This is a genomic window from Pseudomonas lurida, assembly GCF_002563895.1.
In the GTDB taxonomy this organism is placed as follows: domain Bacteria; phylum Pseudomonadota; class Gammaproteobacteria; order Pseudomonadales; family Pseudomonadaceae; genus Aquipseudomonas; species Aquipseudomonas lurida.
This window is the reverse complement of the sequence record NZ_PDJB01000001.1, coordinates 6,283,809-6,301,918: the sequence shown is the minus strand read 5'-3', so window position 1 is coordinate 6,301,918 and position 18,110 is coordinate 6,283,809. Positions and strand designations below refer to the sequence as shown.

General features: G+C 58.6%; 16 protein-coding genes. 8 read left to right on the top strand and 8 right to left on the bottom strand.

Annotation, left to right across the window (positions count from 1 at the left end; all coding sequences use genetic code 11):
• Positions 1–41: 41 nt before the first annotated feature.
• Positions 42–929 (bottom strand): lysophospholipid acyltransferase, encoded by an 888-nt coding sequence (locus tag ATH90_RS28820; protein ID WP_098467628.1) that lies wholly within the window; start codon positions 927–929, stop codon positions 42–44.
• A gap of 40 nt (positions 930–969) precedes the next feature.
• Positions 970–1,527, bottom strand: a complete 558-nt coding sequence (locus ATH90_RS28815; protein ID WP_034110508.1) for a DNA-3-methyladenine glycosylase I — start codon at positions 1,525–1,527, stop codon at positions 970–972.
• Positions 1,528–1,608: 81 nt separating this feature from the next.
• On the opposite strand from ATH90_RS28815, the gene glyQ reads away from it, so the two are divergent.
• The 4 genes from glyQ (at position 1,609) to ATH90_RS28795 (ending at position 6,005) form a co-directional block, all read left to right on the top strand.
• Positions 1,609–2,562 (top strand): glycine--tRNA ligase subunit alpha, encoded by a 954-nt coding sequence (glyQ, locus tag ATH90_RS28810; protein WP_003187265.1) that lies wholly within the window; start codon positions 1,609–1,611, stop codon positions 2,560–2,562.
• Entirely contained in the window at positions 2,559–4,613 is a 2,055-nt protein-coding gene (glyS, locus tag ATH90_RS28805; RefSeq protein WP_069078628.1) for a glycine--tRNA ligase subunit beta, read from the top strand. The genes glyQ and glyS overlap by 4 nt, the downstream gene beginning before the upstream one ends.
• A gap of 2 nt (positions 4,614–4,615) precedes the next feature.
• Positions 4,616–5,152 (top strand): D-glycero-beta-D-manno-heptose 1,7-bisphosphate 7-phosphatase, encoded by a 537-nt coding sequence (gmhB, locus tag ATH90_RS28800; RefSeq protein WP_012721458.1) that lies wholly within the window; start codon positions 4,616–4,618, stop codon positions 5,150–5,152.
• Between the two features lie 82 nt (positions 5,153–5,234).
• A complete protein-coding gene (locus tag ATH90_RS28795; RefSeq protein ID WP_034110504.1) occupies positions 5,235–6,005 on the top strand; it encodes a lysophospholipid acyltransferase family protein in 771 nt (256 codons plus the stop codon).
• 181 nt (positions 6,006–6,186) lie between these two features.
• Here the strand turns inward: ATH90_RS28795 and ATH90_RS28790 are convergent, their stop codons facing one another.
• Both ATH90_RS28790 and ATH90_RS28785 read right to left on the bottom strand, forming a co-directional pair.
• Positions 6,187–8,466, bottom strand: coding sequence for a CHASE2 domain-containing protein (locus ATH90_RS28790; protein WP_098467627.1), 2,280 nt, complete (start codon positions 8,464–8,466; stop codon positions 6,187–6,189).
• Between the two features lie 3 nt (positions 8,467–8,469).
• Entirely contained in the window at positions 8,470–9,402 is a 933-nt protein-coding gene (locus ATH90_RS28785; RefSeq protein ID WP_098467626.1) for a FecR family protein, read from the bottom strand.
• 287 nt (positions 9,403–9,689) lie between these two features.
• On the opposite strand from ATH90_RS28785, the gene ATH90_RS28780 reads away from it, so the two are divergent.
• On the top strand, positions 9,690–10,412 hold the full coding sequence (locus ATH90_RS28780) for a response regulator transcription factor (RefSeq protein WP_034110498.1): 723 nt from the start codon (positions 9,690–9,692) through the stop codon (positions 10,410–10,412).
• Positions 10,413–10,520: 108 nt separating this feature from the next.
• Here the strand turns inward: ATH90_RS28780 and gyrB are convergent, their stop codons facing one another.
• The 4 genes from gyrB to dnaA are packed head-to-tail and all read right to left on the bottom strand — an operon-like array spanning position 10,521 to position 16,729.
• Entirely contained in the window at positions 10,521–12,938 is a 2,418-nt protein-coding gene (gene gyrB / locus ATH90_RS28775; RefSeq protein ID WP_025854386.1) for a DNA topoisomerase (ATP-hydrolyzing) subunit B, read from the bottom strand.
• A gap of 4 nt (positions 12,939–12,942) precedes the next feature.
• Positions 12,943–14,046: a DNA replication/repair protein RecF gene (recF, locus tag ATH90_RS28770; protein ID WP_034110497.1), complete on the bottom strand. Its 1,104-nt coding sequence runs from the start codon at positions 14,044–14,046 to the stop codon at positions 12,943–12,945.
• A gap of 20 nt (positions 14,047–14,066) precedes the next feature.
• Positions 14,067–15,170, bottom strand: coding sequence for a DNA polymerase III subunit beta (gene dnaN, locus ATH90_RS28765; protein WP_010207719.1), 1,104 nt, complete (start codon positions 15,168–15,170; stop codon positions 14,067–14,069).
• A gap of 38 nt (positions 15,171–15,208) precedes the next feature.
• Complete coding sequence (gene dnaA / locus ATH90_RS28760; protein WP_034110495.1) at positions 15,209–16,729, bottom strand: chromosomal replication initiator protein DnaA; 1,521 nt, start codon at positions 16,727–16,729, stop codon at positions 15,209–15,211.
• Positions 16,730–17,314: 585 nt separating this feature from the next.
• Here dnaA and rpmH point away from each other — a divergent pair.
• From rpmH to yidD, 3 genes are read left to right on the top strand one after another with little or no spacing between them, the layout of a single operon-like run.
• Positions 17,315–17,449 (top strand): 50S ribosomal protein L34, encoded by a 135-nt coding sequence (gene rpmH, locus ATH90_RS28755; RefSeq protein WP_003213577.1) that lies wholly within the window; start codon positions 17,315–17,317, stop codon positions 17,447–17,449.
• A gap of 16 nt (positions 17,450–17,465) precedes the next feature.
• Positions 17,466–17,870: a ribonuclease P protein component gene (gene rnpA / locus ATH90_RS28750; protein ID WP_010565857.1), complete on the top strand. Its 405-nt coding sequence runs from the start codon at positions 17,466–17,468 to the stop codon at positions 17,868–17,870.
• Entirely contained in the window at positions 17,863–18,108 is a 246-nt protein-coding gene (yidD, locus tag ATH90_RS28745) for a membrane protein insertion efficiency factor YidD (RefSeq protein ID WP_003213574.1), read from the top strand. Before rnpA ends, yidD begins: the two co-directional genes overlap by 8 nt.
• Positions 18,109–18,110 lie beyond the last annotated feature (2 nt).

Genomic DNA, 18,110 nt, shown 5'->3' with positions numbered 1-18,110 from the left:
CTCCCACATTAGATCTGCATGGGTCTTGAGTCAGGGGTGGCTCAGTACCACCGCGCCTCGCCCGGCGGGCGCTTCTTGAAGCGCTTCATGCTCCACATGTACTGGCTCGGGTACGCACCGACATACCGCTCCACCACCTTGCTCATCGCCGCGCAGGACGTAGCGGTGTCAGTGCTGTACATGTCTTCCGGTGCCGCTTCCAGGATCACTTTATAACCCGAGCCATCCGGCAGCCGCAGGGCATGCAGGAACACACCCACGGCTTTGTGGCCGGCGAGCATGTTCGGCACAAACTTGCTGGTGAGCGCCTGGGTGGCGAAGAACGGCACGAAGATCCCGGCGGATTCAGCCGGTTCCGGGTCGGCGGGAATACCCACTTGGCCGCCTTTGCGCACTTCCTTGATCACACTGAGGATGCCTTCCTTGGTAGACGCCGCTACGCGGTTGCCCAACTGCACGCGCTGTTTTCGCAGCAACTCATCCACCGCCTTGAGCTTGGGCGGACGGTAGAAAATGATCGGTTTGCACTGGCTGCAATAGAAGTGGTTCAGCACTTCCCAGTTGCCCAGGTGGCTGGTGATGCCAACCACGCCTTTGCCTGAGGCGAGGGCTTCGTGCAGCACTTCCAGGCCTTCGACTTCACGCACCAGGTCGATGGAGCGCTGGGCCGGCCAGATCCAGGCGCAGGCGCTTTCGGTCAGGGACTTGCCGATGTCCATCAGGCTGCGGCCGACCAGCGCTTCGCGCTCAATGGGGTCCATCTCCGGGAAGCACTTGGAGAGGTTGATCCGCACGGTGTCGCGGGAACGGTTGGGGGTTTTCCACATGATCCAGCCGATGGCCGTGCCTACCGCCTGGACAGCGCGCCAAGGCAGCAGGGCAAACAGCCGGAGAGCACCTACCAGCAAGGCGCCTTTAAACTTTTCCACAGGTCACTCCTGATCGTGTGTGGTGCGCAAAGCCGGCATTCTAACCGGCGTTGACCAAGTCCGCGTAACGGTCGCAGTCCTGAGTGTGGTCCATGACCATGCCCGAGGCCTGCATGAAGGCGTAGCAAATGGTCGGCCCGACGAAGGTAAAGCCGGCTTTTTTCAGCGCCTTGCTCATCGCTTCGGCCTCGGGCGTAATCGCCGGGACTTCGCTGCGATCCTTGAAATGATTGACCTTGGGTTGGCCGCCGACAAAGGACCAGAGCAACCCCACCGGGTCCTCCAGCGCCAGCCAGGCGGCGGCATTGCGTCGAGTGGCGTTGAGCTTGAGGCGATTGCGTACGATGCCCGGATCAAGCATCAGCGCCTCGATTTGCGCATCGGTCAGCGTTGCCAGACGTTGCGCATCAAACCCGAACAAGACCTTTCGATAATGCTCGCGTTTGCGTAAAACGGTGATCCAGGAAAGGCCCGCCTGGAACCCTTCGAGCAAAAGCAACTCGAACAAACCCTGCGCATCGCGCAGCGGCGTTCCCCACTCCTGATCGTGATAAGCCATGTACAGCGGATCTTCAGAACACCAAAAGCAGCGTGGCATAAGGCTCCAGGGGATGGTGGCGCGGCCGAATCGGGTATACTCCCGCTCTTTAAATCGCAGCCCAAGTAACAGGTGAATTTCGTGAGCCAGCCTACGCCAGCCGTGCGTACCTTCCAAGACTTGATCCTCGCCCTCCAGCAATACTGGGCCGAGCAAGGTTGTGTGGTACTTCAGCCCTACGATATGGAAGTAGGCGCCGGCACTTTCCACACCGCTACATTCCTGCGGGCCATTGGCCCGGAAACCTGGAACGCCGCTTATGTGCAGCCCAGTCGTCGCCCGACTGACGGCCGCTACGGCGAAAACCCGAACCGTCTGCAGCATTACTACCAGTTCCAGGTGGTACTGAAGCCGAACCCGGACAACTTCCAGGAACTGTACCTGGGCTCGCTCAAGCACGTGGGCCTGGACCCACTGGTGCACGACATCCGCTTCGTGGAAGACAACTGGGAGTCGCCGACCCTAGGCGCCTGGGGCCTGGGCTGGGAAGTCTGGCTCAACGGCATGGAAGTGACGCAGTTCACTTACTTCCAGCAAGCCGGTGGCATCGAGTGCTACCCGGTGACCGGCGAGATCACCTACGGTCTCGAGCGCCTGGCCATGTACCTGCAAGGCGTCGACTCGGTCTACGACCTGGTGTGGGCCGACGGCCCGTTCGGTAAAGTGACCTATGGCGATGTGTTCCACCAGAACGAAGTGGAGCAGTCCACCTACAACTTCGAACACGCCAACGTCGACAAGCTGTTCGAACTGTTCGACTTCTATGAAAGCGAAGCCAAGCGCCTGATCGAACTCGACCAGCCGCTGCCGTTGCCGAGCTATGAAATGGTGTTGAAGGCGTCCCATACCTTCAACCTGCTGGATGCGCGCCGTGCTATCTCGGTCACCGCACGCCAGCAATACATCCTGCGTGTGCGCACCCTGGCGCGTTCCGTCGCTCAAGCCTACCTGCTGGCGCGTGCCAAGCTGGGCTTCCCGATGGCGACCCCAGACCTGCGTGATGAAGTGTTGGCTAAGCTGGAGGCTGCACAATGAGTGCTCAAGATTTCCTGGTTGAACTGGGCACCGAAGAGCTGCCACCCAAGGCACTCAATACCCTGGCCGACGCGTTCCTGGCCGGTATCGAAAAAGGCCTGCACAGCGCTGGCCTGAAGTTCGAAGCGAAGAAAGTCTACGCCGCGCCACGTCGCCTGGCCGTGTTGCTGACCGCGCTGGAAACCCAGCAGCCGGACCGCAGCATCAACCTCGACGGCCCACCGCGCCAGGCGGCGTTCGACGCCGAAGGCAACCCAACCCAGGCCGCCCTTGGCTTTGCCAAGAAGTGTGGCGTGGAACTGAGCGAGATCGACCAGAGCGGCCCGAAACTGCGTTTCAGCCAGGTCATCACCGGTAAGCCGACCGCCAGCCTGTTGCCGACCATCGTCGAAGATTCCCTGAACGACCTGCCGATCCCCAAGCGCATGCGCTGGGGTGCACGCAAGGAAGAGTTCGTGCGTCCGACCCAATGGCTGGTGATGCTGCTCGGTGACCAGGTCATCGACTGCACCATCCTCGCCCAAAAGGCCGGCCGTGACTCCCGTGGCCACCGCTTCCACCACCCAGAAGCCGTGCGCATCACGTCGCCGGCCAACTACCTCAACGACCTGCGCGCTGCCTATGTGCTGGCTGACGCCAACGAGCGTCGCGAGCTGATCAGCAAGCGCACCGAAGAGCTGGCGCGTCTGCAGGAAGGCACCGCCATCGTGCCGCCAAGCCTGCTCGACGAAGTGACGGCGTTGGTTGAATGGCCGGTGCCGCTGGTGTGCTCGTTCGAGGAACGTTTCCTCGACGTGCCACAGGAAGCCCTGATCACCACCATGCAGGACAACCAGAAGTATTTCTGCCTGCTGGACGTGGACGGCAAATTGCTGCCGCGCTTCATCACCGTGGCCAACATCGAGAGCAAGGACCCGCAGCAGATCATCGCCGGTAACGAAAAAGTCGTTCGCCCGCGCCTGACCGATGCCGAGTTCTTCTTCAAGCAAGACAAGAAGCAGAAGCTCGAAGACTTCAACCTGCGCCTGCAAAACGTGGTGTTCCAGGAAAAACTCGGCAGCGTCTACGACAAGGCCGTACGGGTTTCCAAGCTGGCGGCCTATATTGCGCCGCGCATTGGTGGTGATGCTGCCTGGGCTGCACGGGCAGGCTTGCTGTCCAAGTGCGACCTGGCCACCGAGATGGTCGGCGAGTTCCCGGAGATGCAGGGTGTTGCCGGCTACTACTACGCCCTCAACGATGGCGAGCCGGACGATGTCGCCCTGGCGCTGAACGAGCAGTACATGCCGCGCGGTGCCGGTGCTGAACTGCCGACCACCCTGACCGGCGCAGCCGTGGCTATTGCCGACAAGCTGGACACGCTCGTGGGCATCTTCGGTATCGGCATGTTGCCAACCGGCAGCAAAGACCCGTATGCCCTGCGCCGTGCGGCCCTGGGCGTGCTGCGTATCCTGATCGACAAGAAGCTCGACCTCGACCTGACCCAGGCCGTGGTGTTCGCCGTCGGCCAGTTCGGTGCCAAGGTCAAGCAGGCCGGCCTGGCCGAGCAAGTGCTGGAGTTCGTGTTCGACCGCCTGCGCGCGCGTTACGAAGACGAAGGCGTGGACGTGTCGGTGTACCTGTCGGTACGTGCCCTGCAGCCGGGTTCGGCGTTGGACTTCGACCAACGCGTACAAGCCGTGCAGGCTTTCCGCAAATTGCCGGAAGCCGACGCCCTGGCCGCCGTGAACAAGCGTGTGTCGAACCTGCTGGGCAAGGCCGAAGGCCTGGGCAACGCCGACGTCGACCCTGGCCTGTTTGCCGATGCCAAGGAGTTCTCGCTGAACTCGGCCATCGCCAAGGCTGAAAACGCCGTGAAGCCGCTGATCGCTGAACGCAACTACGCCGAAGCACTGGCGCGCCTGGCAACCTTGCGTGAGCCGGTGGACGCGTTCTTTGAAGCGGTAATGATCAATGCCGAAGATGCCGGCGTGCGCAAAAACCGCTACGCCATGCTGGCGCGCCTGCGTGGTCTGTTCGTCAATATCGCTGACATTTCGACGCTGAGCTGACCATGCTGAAACTGCTGATTCTCGACCGGGACGGGGTGATCAACTACGACTCCGACGCTTACATCAAGTCGGTCGCGGAGTGGATTCCACTGCCTGGCTCGATCGAGGCCATCGCGCAGTTAAGCAAAGCCGGCTGGACGGTGGCCATCGCCACCAACCAGTCCGGCATTGCCCGCGGTTATTACGACATCGCCACCCTGGACGCCATGCACGCGCGCTTGCGCACGTTGGTGGCCGAGCAGGGCGGTGAGGTGGGGCTGGTGGTCTACTGCCCCCACGGGCCGGATGAGGGCTGCGATTGCCGCAAACCCAAGCCTGGCATGTTGAAAACCATTGCAGAACATTACAAGGTGCCGTTGGCTGGGATATGGTTCGTCGGGGACAGCCTCGGTGACCTGGAGGCGGCCAAAGCCGTCGACTCTCAGCCAGTTTTGGTTAAGACCGGGAAAGGCGAAAAGACCCAGGCGAAAAACCTGCCGGTAGGCACTTTGATTTTTGACGATCTGGCGGCTGTTGCCGCAGAACTTATCAACAACTAGCCGCCCTCGACTTCCTGACCAAGGACTGTTCGGGAGTGCGCTTTTAGCAGGCGGGCATTGTCCCGCAACGGTAAATGCCGCCATGTCGATTTTGCAGGCCATCAGAACCTTTTTCTTTTACCTGCTGTTGGGCACCAGTTCGTTTCTCTGGTGCACCCTGAGCTTTTTTATCGCGCCCTTCCTGCCGTTCAAGGCGCGCTATCGCTTCATCAACGTCTATTGGTGCCGCTGCGCGTTGTGGCTGACCAAGGTGTTCCTGAACATTCGCTTCGAGATCAAGGGCGCGGAAAACGTCCCGGACCAGCCCTGCGTGATCCTGTCGAACCACCAGAGCACTTGGGAGACGTTCTTTCTCTCGGCGTACTTCTCGCCGTTGAGCCAGGTGCTCAAGCGTGAGTTGCTGTATGTACCGTTCTTCGGCTGGGCCATGGCCATGTTGCGTCCGATCGCCATCGACCGTGACAACCCCAAGGCCGCACTCAAGCACGTGGCCAAGAAGGGCGACGAGCTGCTCAAGGACGGCGTGTGGGTGCTGATCTTCCCCGAAGGTACTCGCGTGCCTTTCGGCACTGTAGGCAAGTTCTCACGCGGTGGTACAGCGTTGGCGGTAAATGCCAACCTGCCCGTGCTGCCGATTGCCCACAACGCCGGCAAGTTCTGGCCAAAAACCGGCTGGGCCAAACGCGCAGGCACCATCACTGTGGTGATCGGCGAACCGATGTACGCCGAAGGTGAAGGGCCACGAGCAATTGCCGCGCTCAATGACCGTGCTGCGGCATGGAACGAAGCGCAGCAACGCGCCATGGGTTCACTGCCGCCCGAGCCGGTTGTAGTCGACACTCCGGTGATTTGAGCATCTGTGGATAACCTGTGCACGGTTTGTTGGCGAATTGGCCTTTTTGACTTATAAGAAGCTGATTTACTTACATATTTCCTAAGCTCATAAAATCGCGGAAAAGGTGCATAAGTTTTTCCCGCATAAAAAAACCGGTCCTGGCGACCGGTTTTTTATGCACAACGGGAAAGTACGTATTTCAATCGTCCAACACCGGCAGTTGCAGGCTGAATGTGGTGCCTTTGCCGACCACACTTTCACAGCTGATACGTCCACCGTGGCGCTCCACCACAGCCTTGACCATGGTCAGTCCCAACCCCAGCCCCTCACTGCCCTGGGCCGAATCAAAGCGACGGTATTGGCTGAACAGTTCCGGCAAATCCTCTGCGGCAATACCCGGCCCCTGATCACTGATCCGACATTCCAACCAGCCCTGCGCACTGCTGTGCCTCAACCGCACCGTTGTACCGGAGGGTGAGTATTTAATAGCGTTCTCCAGGACGTTGAACAAAGCCCTAGTGAGCAGCGATTGATCCGCAGACACCATGCCCTCGTCAGCTTCATCCAGGTCGTGAACCAAGTGGATCCCCTTGAGCTGGGCGATCAATGCCACTTGATCAAAAGCATCCATGACCAACATCGCGAACAACGTTGGCTGGAACTGGTAACCGTCAGCCTCGGCCTTGGCCAGTTGGACGAAAGACTCTGTGAGGCTCAAGGCGCGGCGAACTTGTTGTTCGATCTGCGTGAACACCGGCGATTCGCCGTTATGCACATCCAGCATCGCGAGGATCGCCGAGTGCGGCGCCCGCAGATCGTGGGAGAGGAACCGTAACATCGTCTCGCGATGTTGCTGGGCTTCGCGCTCCTTGCTCAAATCCGTAAGGCTCAACAGCCAGCCAAGCGCCATATCGCCTTCAGCCGGCAGCAAGGGCGCAAGCTCCATGCGCAGGCTACGTTGGTGGATATCCCGAAACTCGACGAGCTCCAACGCCGAAAGGGCAGGGCGCACACCATTGTGCAGCGGCGGGTAGCCGAGGTCGGCCAATTGCTCCAACAGGTTCTCGGTGACAAGGTCATTGCCGAATATGTCACGGGCGATGCGGTTAGCCAGCAGGATATTACCCTTGGGATCGGTAATCAGCGTCGCCACTGGCAAACACTCCAGGCCATCGGCCATAAAACGCCGCGTGTCGCGCGTGCGACTTACGGCTTGCTCCAGGGCGAAGATACGCGCCTGCAACACGTCACCTTTGCTGGCGGGCGCACGGCGGCGTTCGGGCAGGACTTTAGGTTCGTTGTCCAGCCGCGCCAGTTCCCAACCGAAATAGGCAAGGATCACACTGAGGCGACGCCAATTCCAGATCAGGTAGCTGAGCAACAAACCGATCAGGCAGGCTGCGGGCGACCACCAGTGGCCAAGGCGTAACAGGGCCCAGGAGCCAAGCAGGGCGGTGGCCATGCAGCCCAGGGTCATCCACAGCGCATAGCGCGGGCGATAGAGCAGCAAGCCCAGCAGCAATGCCACCAGGGAAGTCGCCATCAGCGCCGCGAGCCAGCTCGGTAGGTCGACGATGCTGCGGCCTTGCAGCAAGCCATTGAGCACATTGGCCTGAATCTCCACGCCGGCCGTTGTGCCTACCGTGGATGACAGCGGCGTGACAAAACGATCACCCATCCCGGAGGCCGTCGACCCCACCAGGATCAGGCGGTTGCGCAGCTGTTCTGGCGGCACTTCACCGCGTAATACGCTGACGTATGAAACACTGGGAAAATGGGAATGAGGCGCAATGAAAGGGATGCGGATAGCGTGTTCACGGTGCCAATGCTCCGTGAGCGGCCGCCGCGGCTCGCCCGGCATATCCGACAAATCGCCGCTCATCTCGTAAGCCAGCCAAGCCAGTTGTGGCGCTGTGGCATCGGGCGGCCCCTCACGCAGATAAAGGCTGCGGACCACGCCGTCGCTGTCGGCCTCCACATTGATATGGCCCACCCCTTTGGCACATTGGAGCAACGGCAGCATCTGCGCGCCGGGCTGGCTGTAGCTCGCAGTGCCTTCACGTACCAGCGGTAGCAGGACATTACCGGCATTGCAGACCGCTTCGGCCAGGCGTTTGTCATTGGCGGGGTCGCCGGCCTCACTGAAGATTACATCGAACAGAATACCTGCCGGTTGCGCAGCGCTAAGGCGGTCGATCAGGTCAGCGTGCAGGCTGCGCGGCCAGGGCCATTGGCCAAGCTTTTTCAGGCTGGGATCGTCAATGGTCACCAGCAGTATACGGGGGTCTACGGGCAGCGGTGTAAGGCGGCGCAGACTGTCATACAAGGGGTTGTTCAACGCCAGGCCCGGGCTCAAGGACAGGTACGCAGTGATCGGCAGCAGCAGCAAACCAATCCACAGCCATTCACGCACCAGGCCGTGGAACAGGCGCTGGGCATGGGTGGGTTGACGTTTTTCGGCTTTGCCCCAGAGCATCATAGGTCAACGTGCCTGGGCGGTTGGTGGGTAGTAGAAGATGTCATAGACCCCGGTTTCTCCCTCCAGGCCGTTTTCATCGTAGGCCGACAAGCGCACGTGATAGAACGAGGCTTTGAGCCCAGTGAAGCTCATTTTCGGCGCGCTGGAGAAGTTTTCCTGCTTGATGTTCATAAAGGCTTTGTCGGTAGCAACCTGGGCACGGTATCGCTGGGCACCCTCCAAAGGCCGGAGGTACAAGCTCCATACCGGCGCATCGCCTTTTTGCCCATCTTGACCTACAAGCTTCGGTGCAGCGAGTAACTCAACGGGTTTCAGCTCGCCCTGTTTCTTGAAGAGCAAACCTTGCCGGGCGCCAACTTTGGTCTCCTGTTCCACCGGTTGGGTTTTGACCTCGCGGTTGACGACGACCTGCCCATCCAACACCTCGAGTACCGATTGCTCAGCGTCGTTACGCACTCGAAAGTGTGTGCCTCGAACACCCAGCACGCCCACTGGTGTCACGATCTGGAAACGATCATGGTCGCTGGCGCGCTTGATCACATACGCCTCCGCCTGGCCTTGTTCGAGTACGACCTGGGGAATCGATTGCTTCTTCTCCAGAAGCAATCGCACCTGGGAACTGGACGGCAATACCACCCGGGATCCATCACCGAGCAACAGGCTGACGAACGCCGACGCCGATGTCTTCACACCCTCCTGCTCATCAATGGTCATGCCTTCCAGCAAGGGGCTTGCGTTACCCTTGGTGTCGAGTTTCCACGCCTGCCCGGTGAGGTGCTGGACCACCGCCGGCAATGGCTGTGCCCGGCACATTAAGTGGTCATCGATATAAGGGGAACGCGCCTTGGCGGCAGCACCCGCAGTGCCGACCATCATGATCAGCAATGAGGGGAGGGCGCAGCGCAATCGGTTCGGTGAAAGGATCATGGCGCTCATCAAGGTTGGGGATTCCAGAGGGCATCTAACATCAGCGCACAGGAGTTTACGACAGCGCATGCGTCGGCTGATCCTTTTCCTTACTCTCGGGAGCCGGTATCTTTCCTACATCGGTCACGAGGACTTATACGGGTTAACCCCTTATTGACTCCAGCGTACCGAGAGATCCAAGGGGTCGACGAATCTGAGCACAATTCTTCAGATTCAAAGACCGGCATCTGCGCAGTACGTGCCCATGAACGATCAGGCCGACGGCTGCCGTACTCTCAAGAAGAAAGGATCCACCCATGCGTGTCGCAATACTGGATGACGAACCCGCGGAACTGCGTCGGGTTGAACAGACACTGCGACAAATCCCCAGCACAGCCGAACAGCCCTGGACACTGCATTGCTTCGAACGCGGAGAAGACCTGCTTCGCCAACTTCGCCGGGAAACCTTCGACCTGTTGATACTCGACTGGCAATTGCCCGATATCACCGGTATCGCACTGTTGCGATGGACGCGTGAACACATGGAGTCACCGCCCGCCGTCATCATGCTCACCAGCCGTGATGCCGAGAGCGATATCGTTACTGCACTCAACAGCGGCGCAGATGATTACGTCAGCAAACCCTTTCGCCCTAACGAACTGAAGGCTCGAGTCACGGCCGTTCTGCGTCGCCACGGCCTGCAAAAATCCGCCACCCAAGAAGTGCAGAGTTTCAACGACCTGACCTTCGACGATGCTGAGTTGACCGTCACTCGCGCCGGTAAGCCTATCAACCTCACGGAGCGTGAGTACCGTCTGGCGAGTTGCCTGTTTGCCAATCTTGCGCGGCCACTGTCTCGCGAGTATCTGTACGAACGGTTCTGGACCCATGAAGAAATGGTGTCGTCGCGCCCGCTCGATACGCACATCTATCGGTTGCGCAACAAGCTCGGCCTGACCGCAGACAGGGGTTGGCAGTTGCTGACGATCTACGGGTATGGGTATCGGTTGGAGAGTGTCGCGTCCGCTTCTGAAGACTGAAAATGCCGATGTTCCACGTGGAGCATTTCCGCGGATCACTGAACACTGCCCCATAAAAAAGGCCAACGCTGAGCGTTGGCCTTTTTTTGTTCTGGCTGTTTACCTGGATCAGAAATCCAGATTAGACACCGCCAGCGCATTGCTCTCGATGAAGTCACGACGAGGCTCGACCGCATCACCCATCAGGGTGTTGAAGATCTGGTCTGCGCCAATGGCGTCTTCGATGGTCACACGCAGCATGCGACGCTGAGCGGGGTCCATCGTGGTTTCCCACAGCTGGTCCGGGTTCATTTCGCCCAGACCTTTGTATCGCTGGATGGTATGACGCTTGGTGCTTTCGGCCATCAGCCAGTCAAGGGCTTCCTTGAATTCCTTGACCTGCTTCTTGCGTTCGCCCCGCTGAATGTAAGCGCCGTCGTCCAACAGTGTGCTCAATTGCGCACCCAGGGTTACCACGGTCTTGTAGTCATTACTGCCGAAGAAGTCGCGGTTGAAAGTGACGTAGTTCGACAGGCCGTGGGAGATCAACTCGACCTCTGGCAGCCATACGTTACGTTCACGGTCTTCACGCAGGCTGGCTTTGTACACCAGGCCAGATTTCTCGACGGTACGCAGGCGCACTTCGTACTGGGCCAGCCAATCCTGCATGTGCGCATGGTCACCCAACTGCTCCAGGCTCACGGCCGGCAAGTAGATGAAGTGCTCGGTAAGCTCCTGCGGGTACAGGCGCGACAGACGCTTGAGGGTCTTCATCACCATGCGGAAGTCGTTAACCAGACGTTCCAGCGCTTCACCGGAGATACCCGGTGCCTCGTCGTTCAAGTGCAGGCTGGCATCTTCCAGGGCCGACTGCGTCATGTACTCTTCCATGGCGTCGTCGTCTTTGATGTATTGCTCTTGCTTGCCTTTTTTCACTTTGTACAACGGTGGCTGAGCGATGTAGATGTAGCCACGCTCGATCAACTCCGGCAACTGACGGAAGAAGAAGGTCAGCAGCAGCGTACGGATGTGCGAACCGTCGACGTCAGCATCGGTCATGATGATGATGTTGTGATAGCGCAACTTGTCGATGTTGTACTCGTCGCGGCCGATACCGCACCCCAACGCCGTGATCAAGGTGCCGACTTCCTGGGAAGAAATCATCTTGTCGAAGCGGGCCTTCTCGACGTTGAGGATCTTACCCTTCAACGGCAGGATGGCCTGGGTGCGACGGTTACGACCCTGCTTGGCGGAACCGCCAGCAGAGTCACCTTCCACCAGGTACAGTTCGGAGAGGGCAGGGTCCTTTTCCTGGCAGTCAGCCAGTTTGCCCGGCAAACCGGCGATATCCAGCGCGCCCTTGCGACGAGTCATCTCACGGGCTTTACGCGCAGCTTCACGAGCACGTGCCGCGTCGATCATCTTGCCGACAACCAGCTTGGCTTCGTTCGGGTTCTCCAGCAGGAAGTCGGAGAAGTACTTGCCCATCTCCTGCTCCACCGCGGTCTTCACTTCGGAAGACACCAGCTTGTCCTTGGTCTGGGAGCTGAACTTCGGATCCGGTACCTTCACCGAGATAATCGCGGTGAGGCCTTCACGGGCATCGTCACCGGTGGTGGCAACTTTATGCTTCTTGGCCAGACCTTCGGCTTCGATATAGGTGTTCAGGTTACGCGTCAGTGCGGAGCGGAAACCCACCAGGTGAGTACCGCCGTCACGCTGAGGAATGTTGTTGGTGAAGCACAACAGGTTCTCGTTGAAGCTGTCGTTCCACTGCAGGGCGATTTCCACGCCGATGCCGTCTTCACGCTGGATGTTGAAGTGGAACACCTGGTTGACCGCAGTCTTGTTGGTGTTCAGGTATTCAACGAATGCACGCAAGCCGCCTTCATACTTGAACAGCTCTTCCTTACCGCTGCGCTCATCCTTGAGGACGATACCGACGCCGGAGTTGAGGAAGGACAGTTCACGAATACGCTTGGCCAGGATGTCCCAGCTGAAGTGGATATTCTTGAAGGTTTCAGCCGATGGCTTGAAATGGATCTGCGTACCGGTGGTTTCACTGTCGCCGACGATTTTCATCGGTTCCTGTGGAACACCGTGGACGTAGGTCTGTTCCCAGATCTTGCCGCTGCGGCGGACAGTGAGGATCAGCTCTTCGGACAGCGCGTTCACTACCGACACACCCACACCGTGCAGGCCGCCGGAGACTTTATAGGAGTTGTCGTCGAACTTACCGCCAGCGTGGAGCACGGTCATGATGACCTCTGCCGCCGAAACGCCTTCTTCTTTGTGCACGTCTACCGGAATGCCGCGACCATTGTCGCGCACGGTAATCGACTCATCCGGGTGGATGATAATGCTGATGTCGTCGCAGTGACCGGCCAAAGCTTCGTCGATGGAGTTGTCGACCACCTCGAACACCATGTGGTGCAGACCGCTACCGTCATCAGTGTCGCCAATGTACATACCGGGACGTTTGCGTACGGCATCCAAACCTTTCAGCACTTTAATGCTGGTCGAGTCGTACGTGTTTTCTTCGCTCATGCCTTCACTCCCGATGGTCGTGGGTCTGGGTGATACGGCCTTGTTCCACGTGGAACAAAGCGACTGGCGTATCCGTCTGCCAGCCTTCCCTCAATAATTCGTGGTCTACACAAGTGATAAACACCTGGCAGCGTAATTCTTCCAACAAGCGACATAGCGCGCGGCGGTGTTGCTCGTCGAGCTCCGACGGCAAGTCATCCACCAGATAAATACACTGACCGCGCCGGGCTTGGCTAACCAAGTGGCCCTGGGCGATCCGCAATGCGCACACCACCAACTTCTGCTGGCCACGGGACAATATGTCCGCGGCATTGTGAGCGCCTAATCTAAGGCGCAAATCAGCGCGCTGGGGTCCGGCTTGGGTATGGCCGATTTGCTGATCCCGCTGCAAGGACGTTGCGAGCACTGCACTCAGCTCACGCTCTTTGTCCCAACCACGGTAGTAACTCAGCGTCAGCCCCTCGAGGTCCAACAACTCACTCAAGGTCTGCTCAAAGACTGGTTTCAAGGCTTTGATATAGGCGCGGCGGTATTCATCTATTTCGTCGCTGGCCAGGCACAGTTCCCGGTCCCAGGCCGCTTGCGAAGCGGCGTCAAGTGTACCATGCCGCAGCCATGAGTTCCGCTGCCGCAGGGCCTTCTGTAGGCGCTGCCACGTGGCCATAAAGCGCGGTTCCACGTGGAACACTCCCCAATCGAGGAATTGCCGGCGAATCTTTGGCGCGCCTTCCAGCAGGCGGAAACTGTCGGGGTTGATCAATTGCAGCGGCAGGATCTCCGCCAGCTGCGCAGCACTGCGAGCATTTTGCCCGTCAATGCGAATCTGGAACTCACCGCCGCGATCACGCGATATGCCCAGGCTACTGTGCCCACCTTCTGCCAGTTCAACCTGGCCAAACACTGTGCACGCCAATTGCTCATATTGGATCACCGGTAACAGGCGGGCGCTGCGAAAGGACCGGGCAAGCCCTAGCAGGTGAATGGCTTCCAGCACGCTGGTTTTGCCACTGCCGTTGGCGCCGTGGAGGATATTGATGCGGGGGGAGGGGGAGAAGGTCACCGGGTGCAGATTGCGCACCGCGGTGACCGAGACGCGACTGAGGGACATCTAGCTTCTGCTGAGCATGATTACAGGCGCATCGGCATGACAACGTAAGCCGAGTCGTCGTTGTCGGATTCCTGCACCAGGGCGCTGCTGTTGGAGTCCGACAGAATCAGGCGAACCTGTTCGGTGGTCATCACACCCAGTACGTCCAACAGGTAGCTCACGTTGAAGCCGATTTCCAGCGAACCGCCGTTGTAATCGACGCCCACTTCTTCTTCCGCTTCTTCCTGCTCCGGGTTGTTCGCCTGGATTTTCAGTTGACCATTCGCCAGCTGCAGGCGGATACCACGGTACTTTTCGTTGGACAGAATAGCGGTACGGCTGAACGCTTCGCGCAGTGCCTGACGGTCGCCGAGTACCAGCTTGTCACCACCTTTAGGCAGCACGCGCTCGTAATCCGGGAACTTGCCGTCAACCAGCTTGGACGTGAAGGTGAACTCGCCGGTGGTTGCGCGGATGTGGTGCTGACCCAACACGATGCTGACGTTGCCTTCCGGCTCGGTGAGCAAGCGCGCCAACTCAAGGATACCCTTGCGTGGCACGATGACCTGGTGACGGTCCGGCTGGCCGATATCGGCGCGCATCGAGCACATCGCCAGACGATGACCGTCGGTTGCCACCGCGCGGATAATGCCTTCCGAGACTTCAAGCAGCATGCCGTTGAGGTAGTAACGCACGTCCTGCTGGGCCATGGCGAAGCTGGTACGCTCGATCAAGCGGCGCAGCTTGCTCTGCTCCAGGCTGCAGGTCAGCGAACCCGGGCCTTCCTCAACCGTCGGGAAATCATTCGCCGGCAACGTGGACAGGGTGAAACGGCTACGGCCGGCCTTGACGACCAGTTTCGCCTCATCAACCTTGATATCGATCAGCGCGTCGTTGGGCAGGCTTTTGCAGATATCCATCAGCTTGCGCGCCGGGACGGTGATCTCGCCAGGCTCGGCAGGCTCTTCCAACTGCACGCGGCCAACCAGTTCGACTTCCAGGTCGGTACCGGTCAGGGACAATTGCTGGCCTTCGACCACCAGCAATACGTTAGAGAGCACCGGCAAGGTCTGTCGGCGCTCGACGACGCCTGCGACCAGTTGCAGGGGTTTCAACAGGGCTTCGCGTTGAATGGTGAAATGCATGGTCTAGTCCCTTGCCTTAATAAGCTGCGCTGGTGTCATCAAGTTGTCAGTGTACGCAGCAGGTTCTTGTAGTCCTCGCGAATATCCGCGTCGGATTCCTTAAGTTCATTGATCTTGCGGCACGCGTGCAAGACCGTGGTGTGGTCGCGTCCGCCAAACACATCACCGATTTCCGGCAGGCTGTGGTTGGTCAACTCCTTGGAGAGGGCCATGGCCACCTGACGGGGACGTGCTACCGAGCGCGAACGGCGCTTGGACAGCAGGTCGGAAATCTTGATCTTGTAGTACTCGGCCACGGTGCGCTGGATGTTATCCACACTCACCAGTTTGTCCTGCAGCGCCAACAAGTCCTTGAGGGATTCGCGAATCAGCTCGATGGTGATGTCGCGGCCCATGAAGTGAGAGTGCGCGATGACCCGCTTCAGTGCACCTTCCAGTTCACGCACGTTGGAGCGAATGCGTTGAGCAATGAAGAACGCAGCATCGTGAGGCAAGTCCACTTTGGCCTGGTCGGCCTTTTTCATCAGGATCGCGACGCGGGTTTCCAGTTCCGGCGGCTCTACCGCAACGGTCAGGCCCCAGCCGAAACGCGATTTCAGGCGTTCTTCCAGGCCTTCGATTTCTTTCGGATAACGGTCACTGGTCAGGATGACCTGCTGGCCACCTTCGAGCAGGGCGTTGAAGGTGTGGAAAAACTCTTCCTGGGAACGCTCCTTGCGAGCGAAGAATTGAATGTCATCGATCAGCAGGGCATCAACCGAGCGGTAAAACCGCTTGAACTCGTTGATAGCGTTTAGCTGCAAGGCCTTGACCATGTCAGCCACGAAGCGCTCCGAGTGCAGGTACACGACCTTGGCATTCGGGTTCTTCTTTAATAGGTGGTTACCCACAGCGTGCATCAAGTGGGTCTTACCCAAGCCGACGCCGCCATATAGGAAGAGCGGGTTGTAACCATGCTTGGGGTTATCGGCTACTTGCCAGGCGGCTGCACGAGCCAACTGGTTGGATTTACCTTCTACAAAGTTCTCGAAGGTAAACGTACGGTTCAGGTAGCTGGTGTGCTTGAGCGCGCCTTCGACCTGCACGGTGCGCTGTTCTGCGCGAACCGGTGCCTGTTGGGAGCTGGCGCCAGCCATCGGGTCGAAGCTGTCGCGGGACGGCTCTTCATTTATAGGCGCATTTTTTTGCGCCGAGGATTTCGAAGGCGTCTGGGCAACTGGCGCTGGCGAATTATTAACAGGCGCTGCTGCTGCCTGCGCCTGAGAGGCGCTCGCAGCCAGTGGCGCGTTCGGCGCAGCGCGAGGCGCAGAGCTGCGTTTGCTGCCTATTAACAAGGAGACTACGGGCGCGAGGCCGTTGCCATGTTCGTCGAGCAGTTCGAGAACGCGGCTCAGGTACTTCTCGTTGACCCAGTCGAGTACAAAACGATTGGGCGCGTAGACACGCAACTCGTCGCCTTCGGCTTCGACCTGTAGCGGACGGATCCAGGTGTTGAATTGCTGGGCAGGCAGCTCATCGCGCAAAAGCTCCACGCACTGCTGCCAAAGTTCCACTGACACGGATATCCCCTAAGTTGAAAGCCGGTGAGGCAAAAACAGCCGCCATTGTAGCGGCGAGCCGCCCACTTATCCACATGTAGCTTGATCACAGGCCGGCCAAAATCAACGTCTTAACGGTAATAAAGGCGACCAATGGTCTGTGCATAAGCTCTGTGGATAAGCCCGCCTAAGGTCGTTGTACAAGTGGGGGCGAAAGTCTGTGGGTAACCAGCCTGTGGATAACAAGCCATTCCACACACAGCTTATCCGACAGCGCAGCACAGGCAGAGCACCGTTTCTCCCCTGTGTTGTCATTCTCTGTACATCAGGTGGAATATGGCCTCAAGGCAGTTATCCACAGATGAATGCCTGCCTAGCTTTTATAAGCTTTACAGAAAAGCTTTAAATAACTTCCTTCTTTATTTTTATATCTATCCCATGACACGTGGAAGCCCAGCGGATGGAAAAGACCAAATGGCCTGTGGAGATCTAATTAAAGGAAAAGCTGGTTGGAAATTGACCTAGAGGCTTGCTTTCACTAGAATCGCCGGTCTCTTAAAACGGGGGCCATTCCGGCCCGTTGTGGACGAACCAGGTAACAACGCCATGAAACGTACTTTCCAACCAAGCACCATCAAACGCGCCCGCACCCACGGCTTCCGTGCTCGCATGGCTACCAAGAACGGCCGTGCTGTCCTGTCGCGTCGTCGCGCCAAAGGTCGTGCGCGTCTGGCAGTTTGATAATCCGGTACTGGTGGTGAGTCAGGACTTCAGTCGGGAAAAGCGTTTGCTAACCCCCCGGCATTTCAAGGCAGTCTTTGACTCCCCCACCGGCAAGGTTCCGGGGAAAAATCTCCTGCTCCTTGCGCGTAACAACGATCTGGATCACCCCCGACTCGGGTTGGTGATCGGCAAGAAGAGCGTAAAGCTCTCCGTTGAGCGCAATCGCCTCAAGCGTCTGATGCGCGAATCGTTTCGCCTCCACCAGGACACTCTGGTTGGTTGGGATATTGTTATCGTCGCGCGCAAAGGCTTGGGGGACGTAGAAAACCCCGAATTGATTCAGCATTTCGGCAAGCTCTGGAAACGTTTGGCGCGTACCAACAAGCCAGCACCAGCAGTCAGCACCGAAACTGTAGGGGTAGACAGCCTTGATGCGTAAACTGGCCCTCGTTCCGATCCAGTTTTATCGCTATGCCATTAGTCCTCTGATGGCCAACCACTGTCGTTTCTACCCCAGTTGTTCCTGCTACGCGTTAGAGGCCATAGAAAACCATGGTCTTCTGCGCGGTGGCTGGCTGACCTTTCGTCGTTTAGGTCGCTGTCATCCGTGGAATCCCGGTGGTTATGACCCGGTTCCACCTATCCCTACCTCCCGTTCTTCTTCGATGGCCGAGTAATC

Coding starts and splice junctions, on each gene's coding strand:
- yidD (WP_003213574.1), top strand. CDS start 17,863: ATGCGTAAACTGGCCCTCGTTCCGATCCAGTTTTATCGCTATGCCATT.
- ATH90_RS28785 (WP_098467626.1), bottom strand. CDS start 9,402: ATGAGCGCCATGATCCTTTCACCGAACCGATTGCGCTGCGCCCTCCCC.
- dnaN (WP_010207719.1), bottom strand. CDS start 15,170: ATGCATTTCACCATTCAACGCGAAGCCCTGTTGAAACCCCTGCAACTG.
- ATH90_RS28795 (WP_034110504.1), top strand. CDS start 5,235: ATGTCGATTTTGCAGGCCATCAGAACCTTTTTCTTTTACCTGCTGTTG.
- glyS (WP_069078628.1), top strand. CDS start 2,559: ATGAGTGCTCAAGATTTCCTGGTTGAACTGGGCACCGAAGAGCTGCCA.
- ATH90_RS28815 (WP_034110508.1), bottom strand. CDS start 1,527: ATGCCACGCTGCTTTTGGTGTTCTGAAGATCCGCTGTACATGGCTTAT.
- gmhB (WP_012721458.1), top strand. CDS start 4,616: ATGCTGAAACTGCTGATTCTCGACCGGGACGGGGTGATCAACTACGAC.
- recF (WP_034110497.1), bottom strand. CDS start 14,046: ATGTCCCTCAGTCGCGTCTCGGTCACCGCGGTGCGCAATCTGCACCCG.
- ATH90_RS28790 (WP_098467627.1), bottom strand. CDS start 8,466: ATGATGCTCTGGGGCAAAGCCGAAAAACGTCAACCCACCCATGCCCAG.
- ATH90_RS28780 (WP_034110498.1), top strand. CDS start 9,690: ATGCGTGTCGCAATACTGGATGACGAACCCGCGGAACTGCGTCGGGTT.
- gyrB (WP_025854386.1), bottom strand. CDS start 12,938: ATGAGCGAAGAAAACACGTACGACTCGACCAGCATTAAAGTGCTGAAA.
- rpmH (WP_003213577.1), top strand. CDS start 17,315: ATGAAACGTACTTTCCAACCAAGCACCATCAAACGCGCCCGCACCCAC.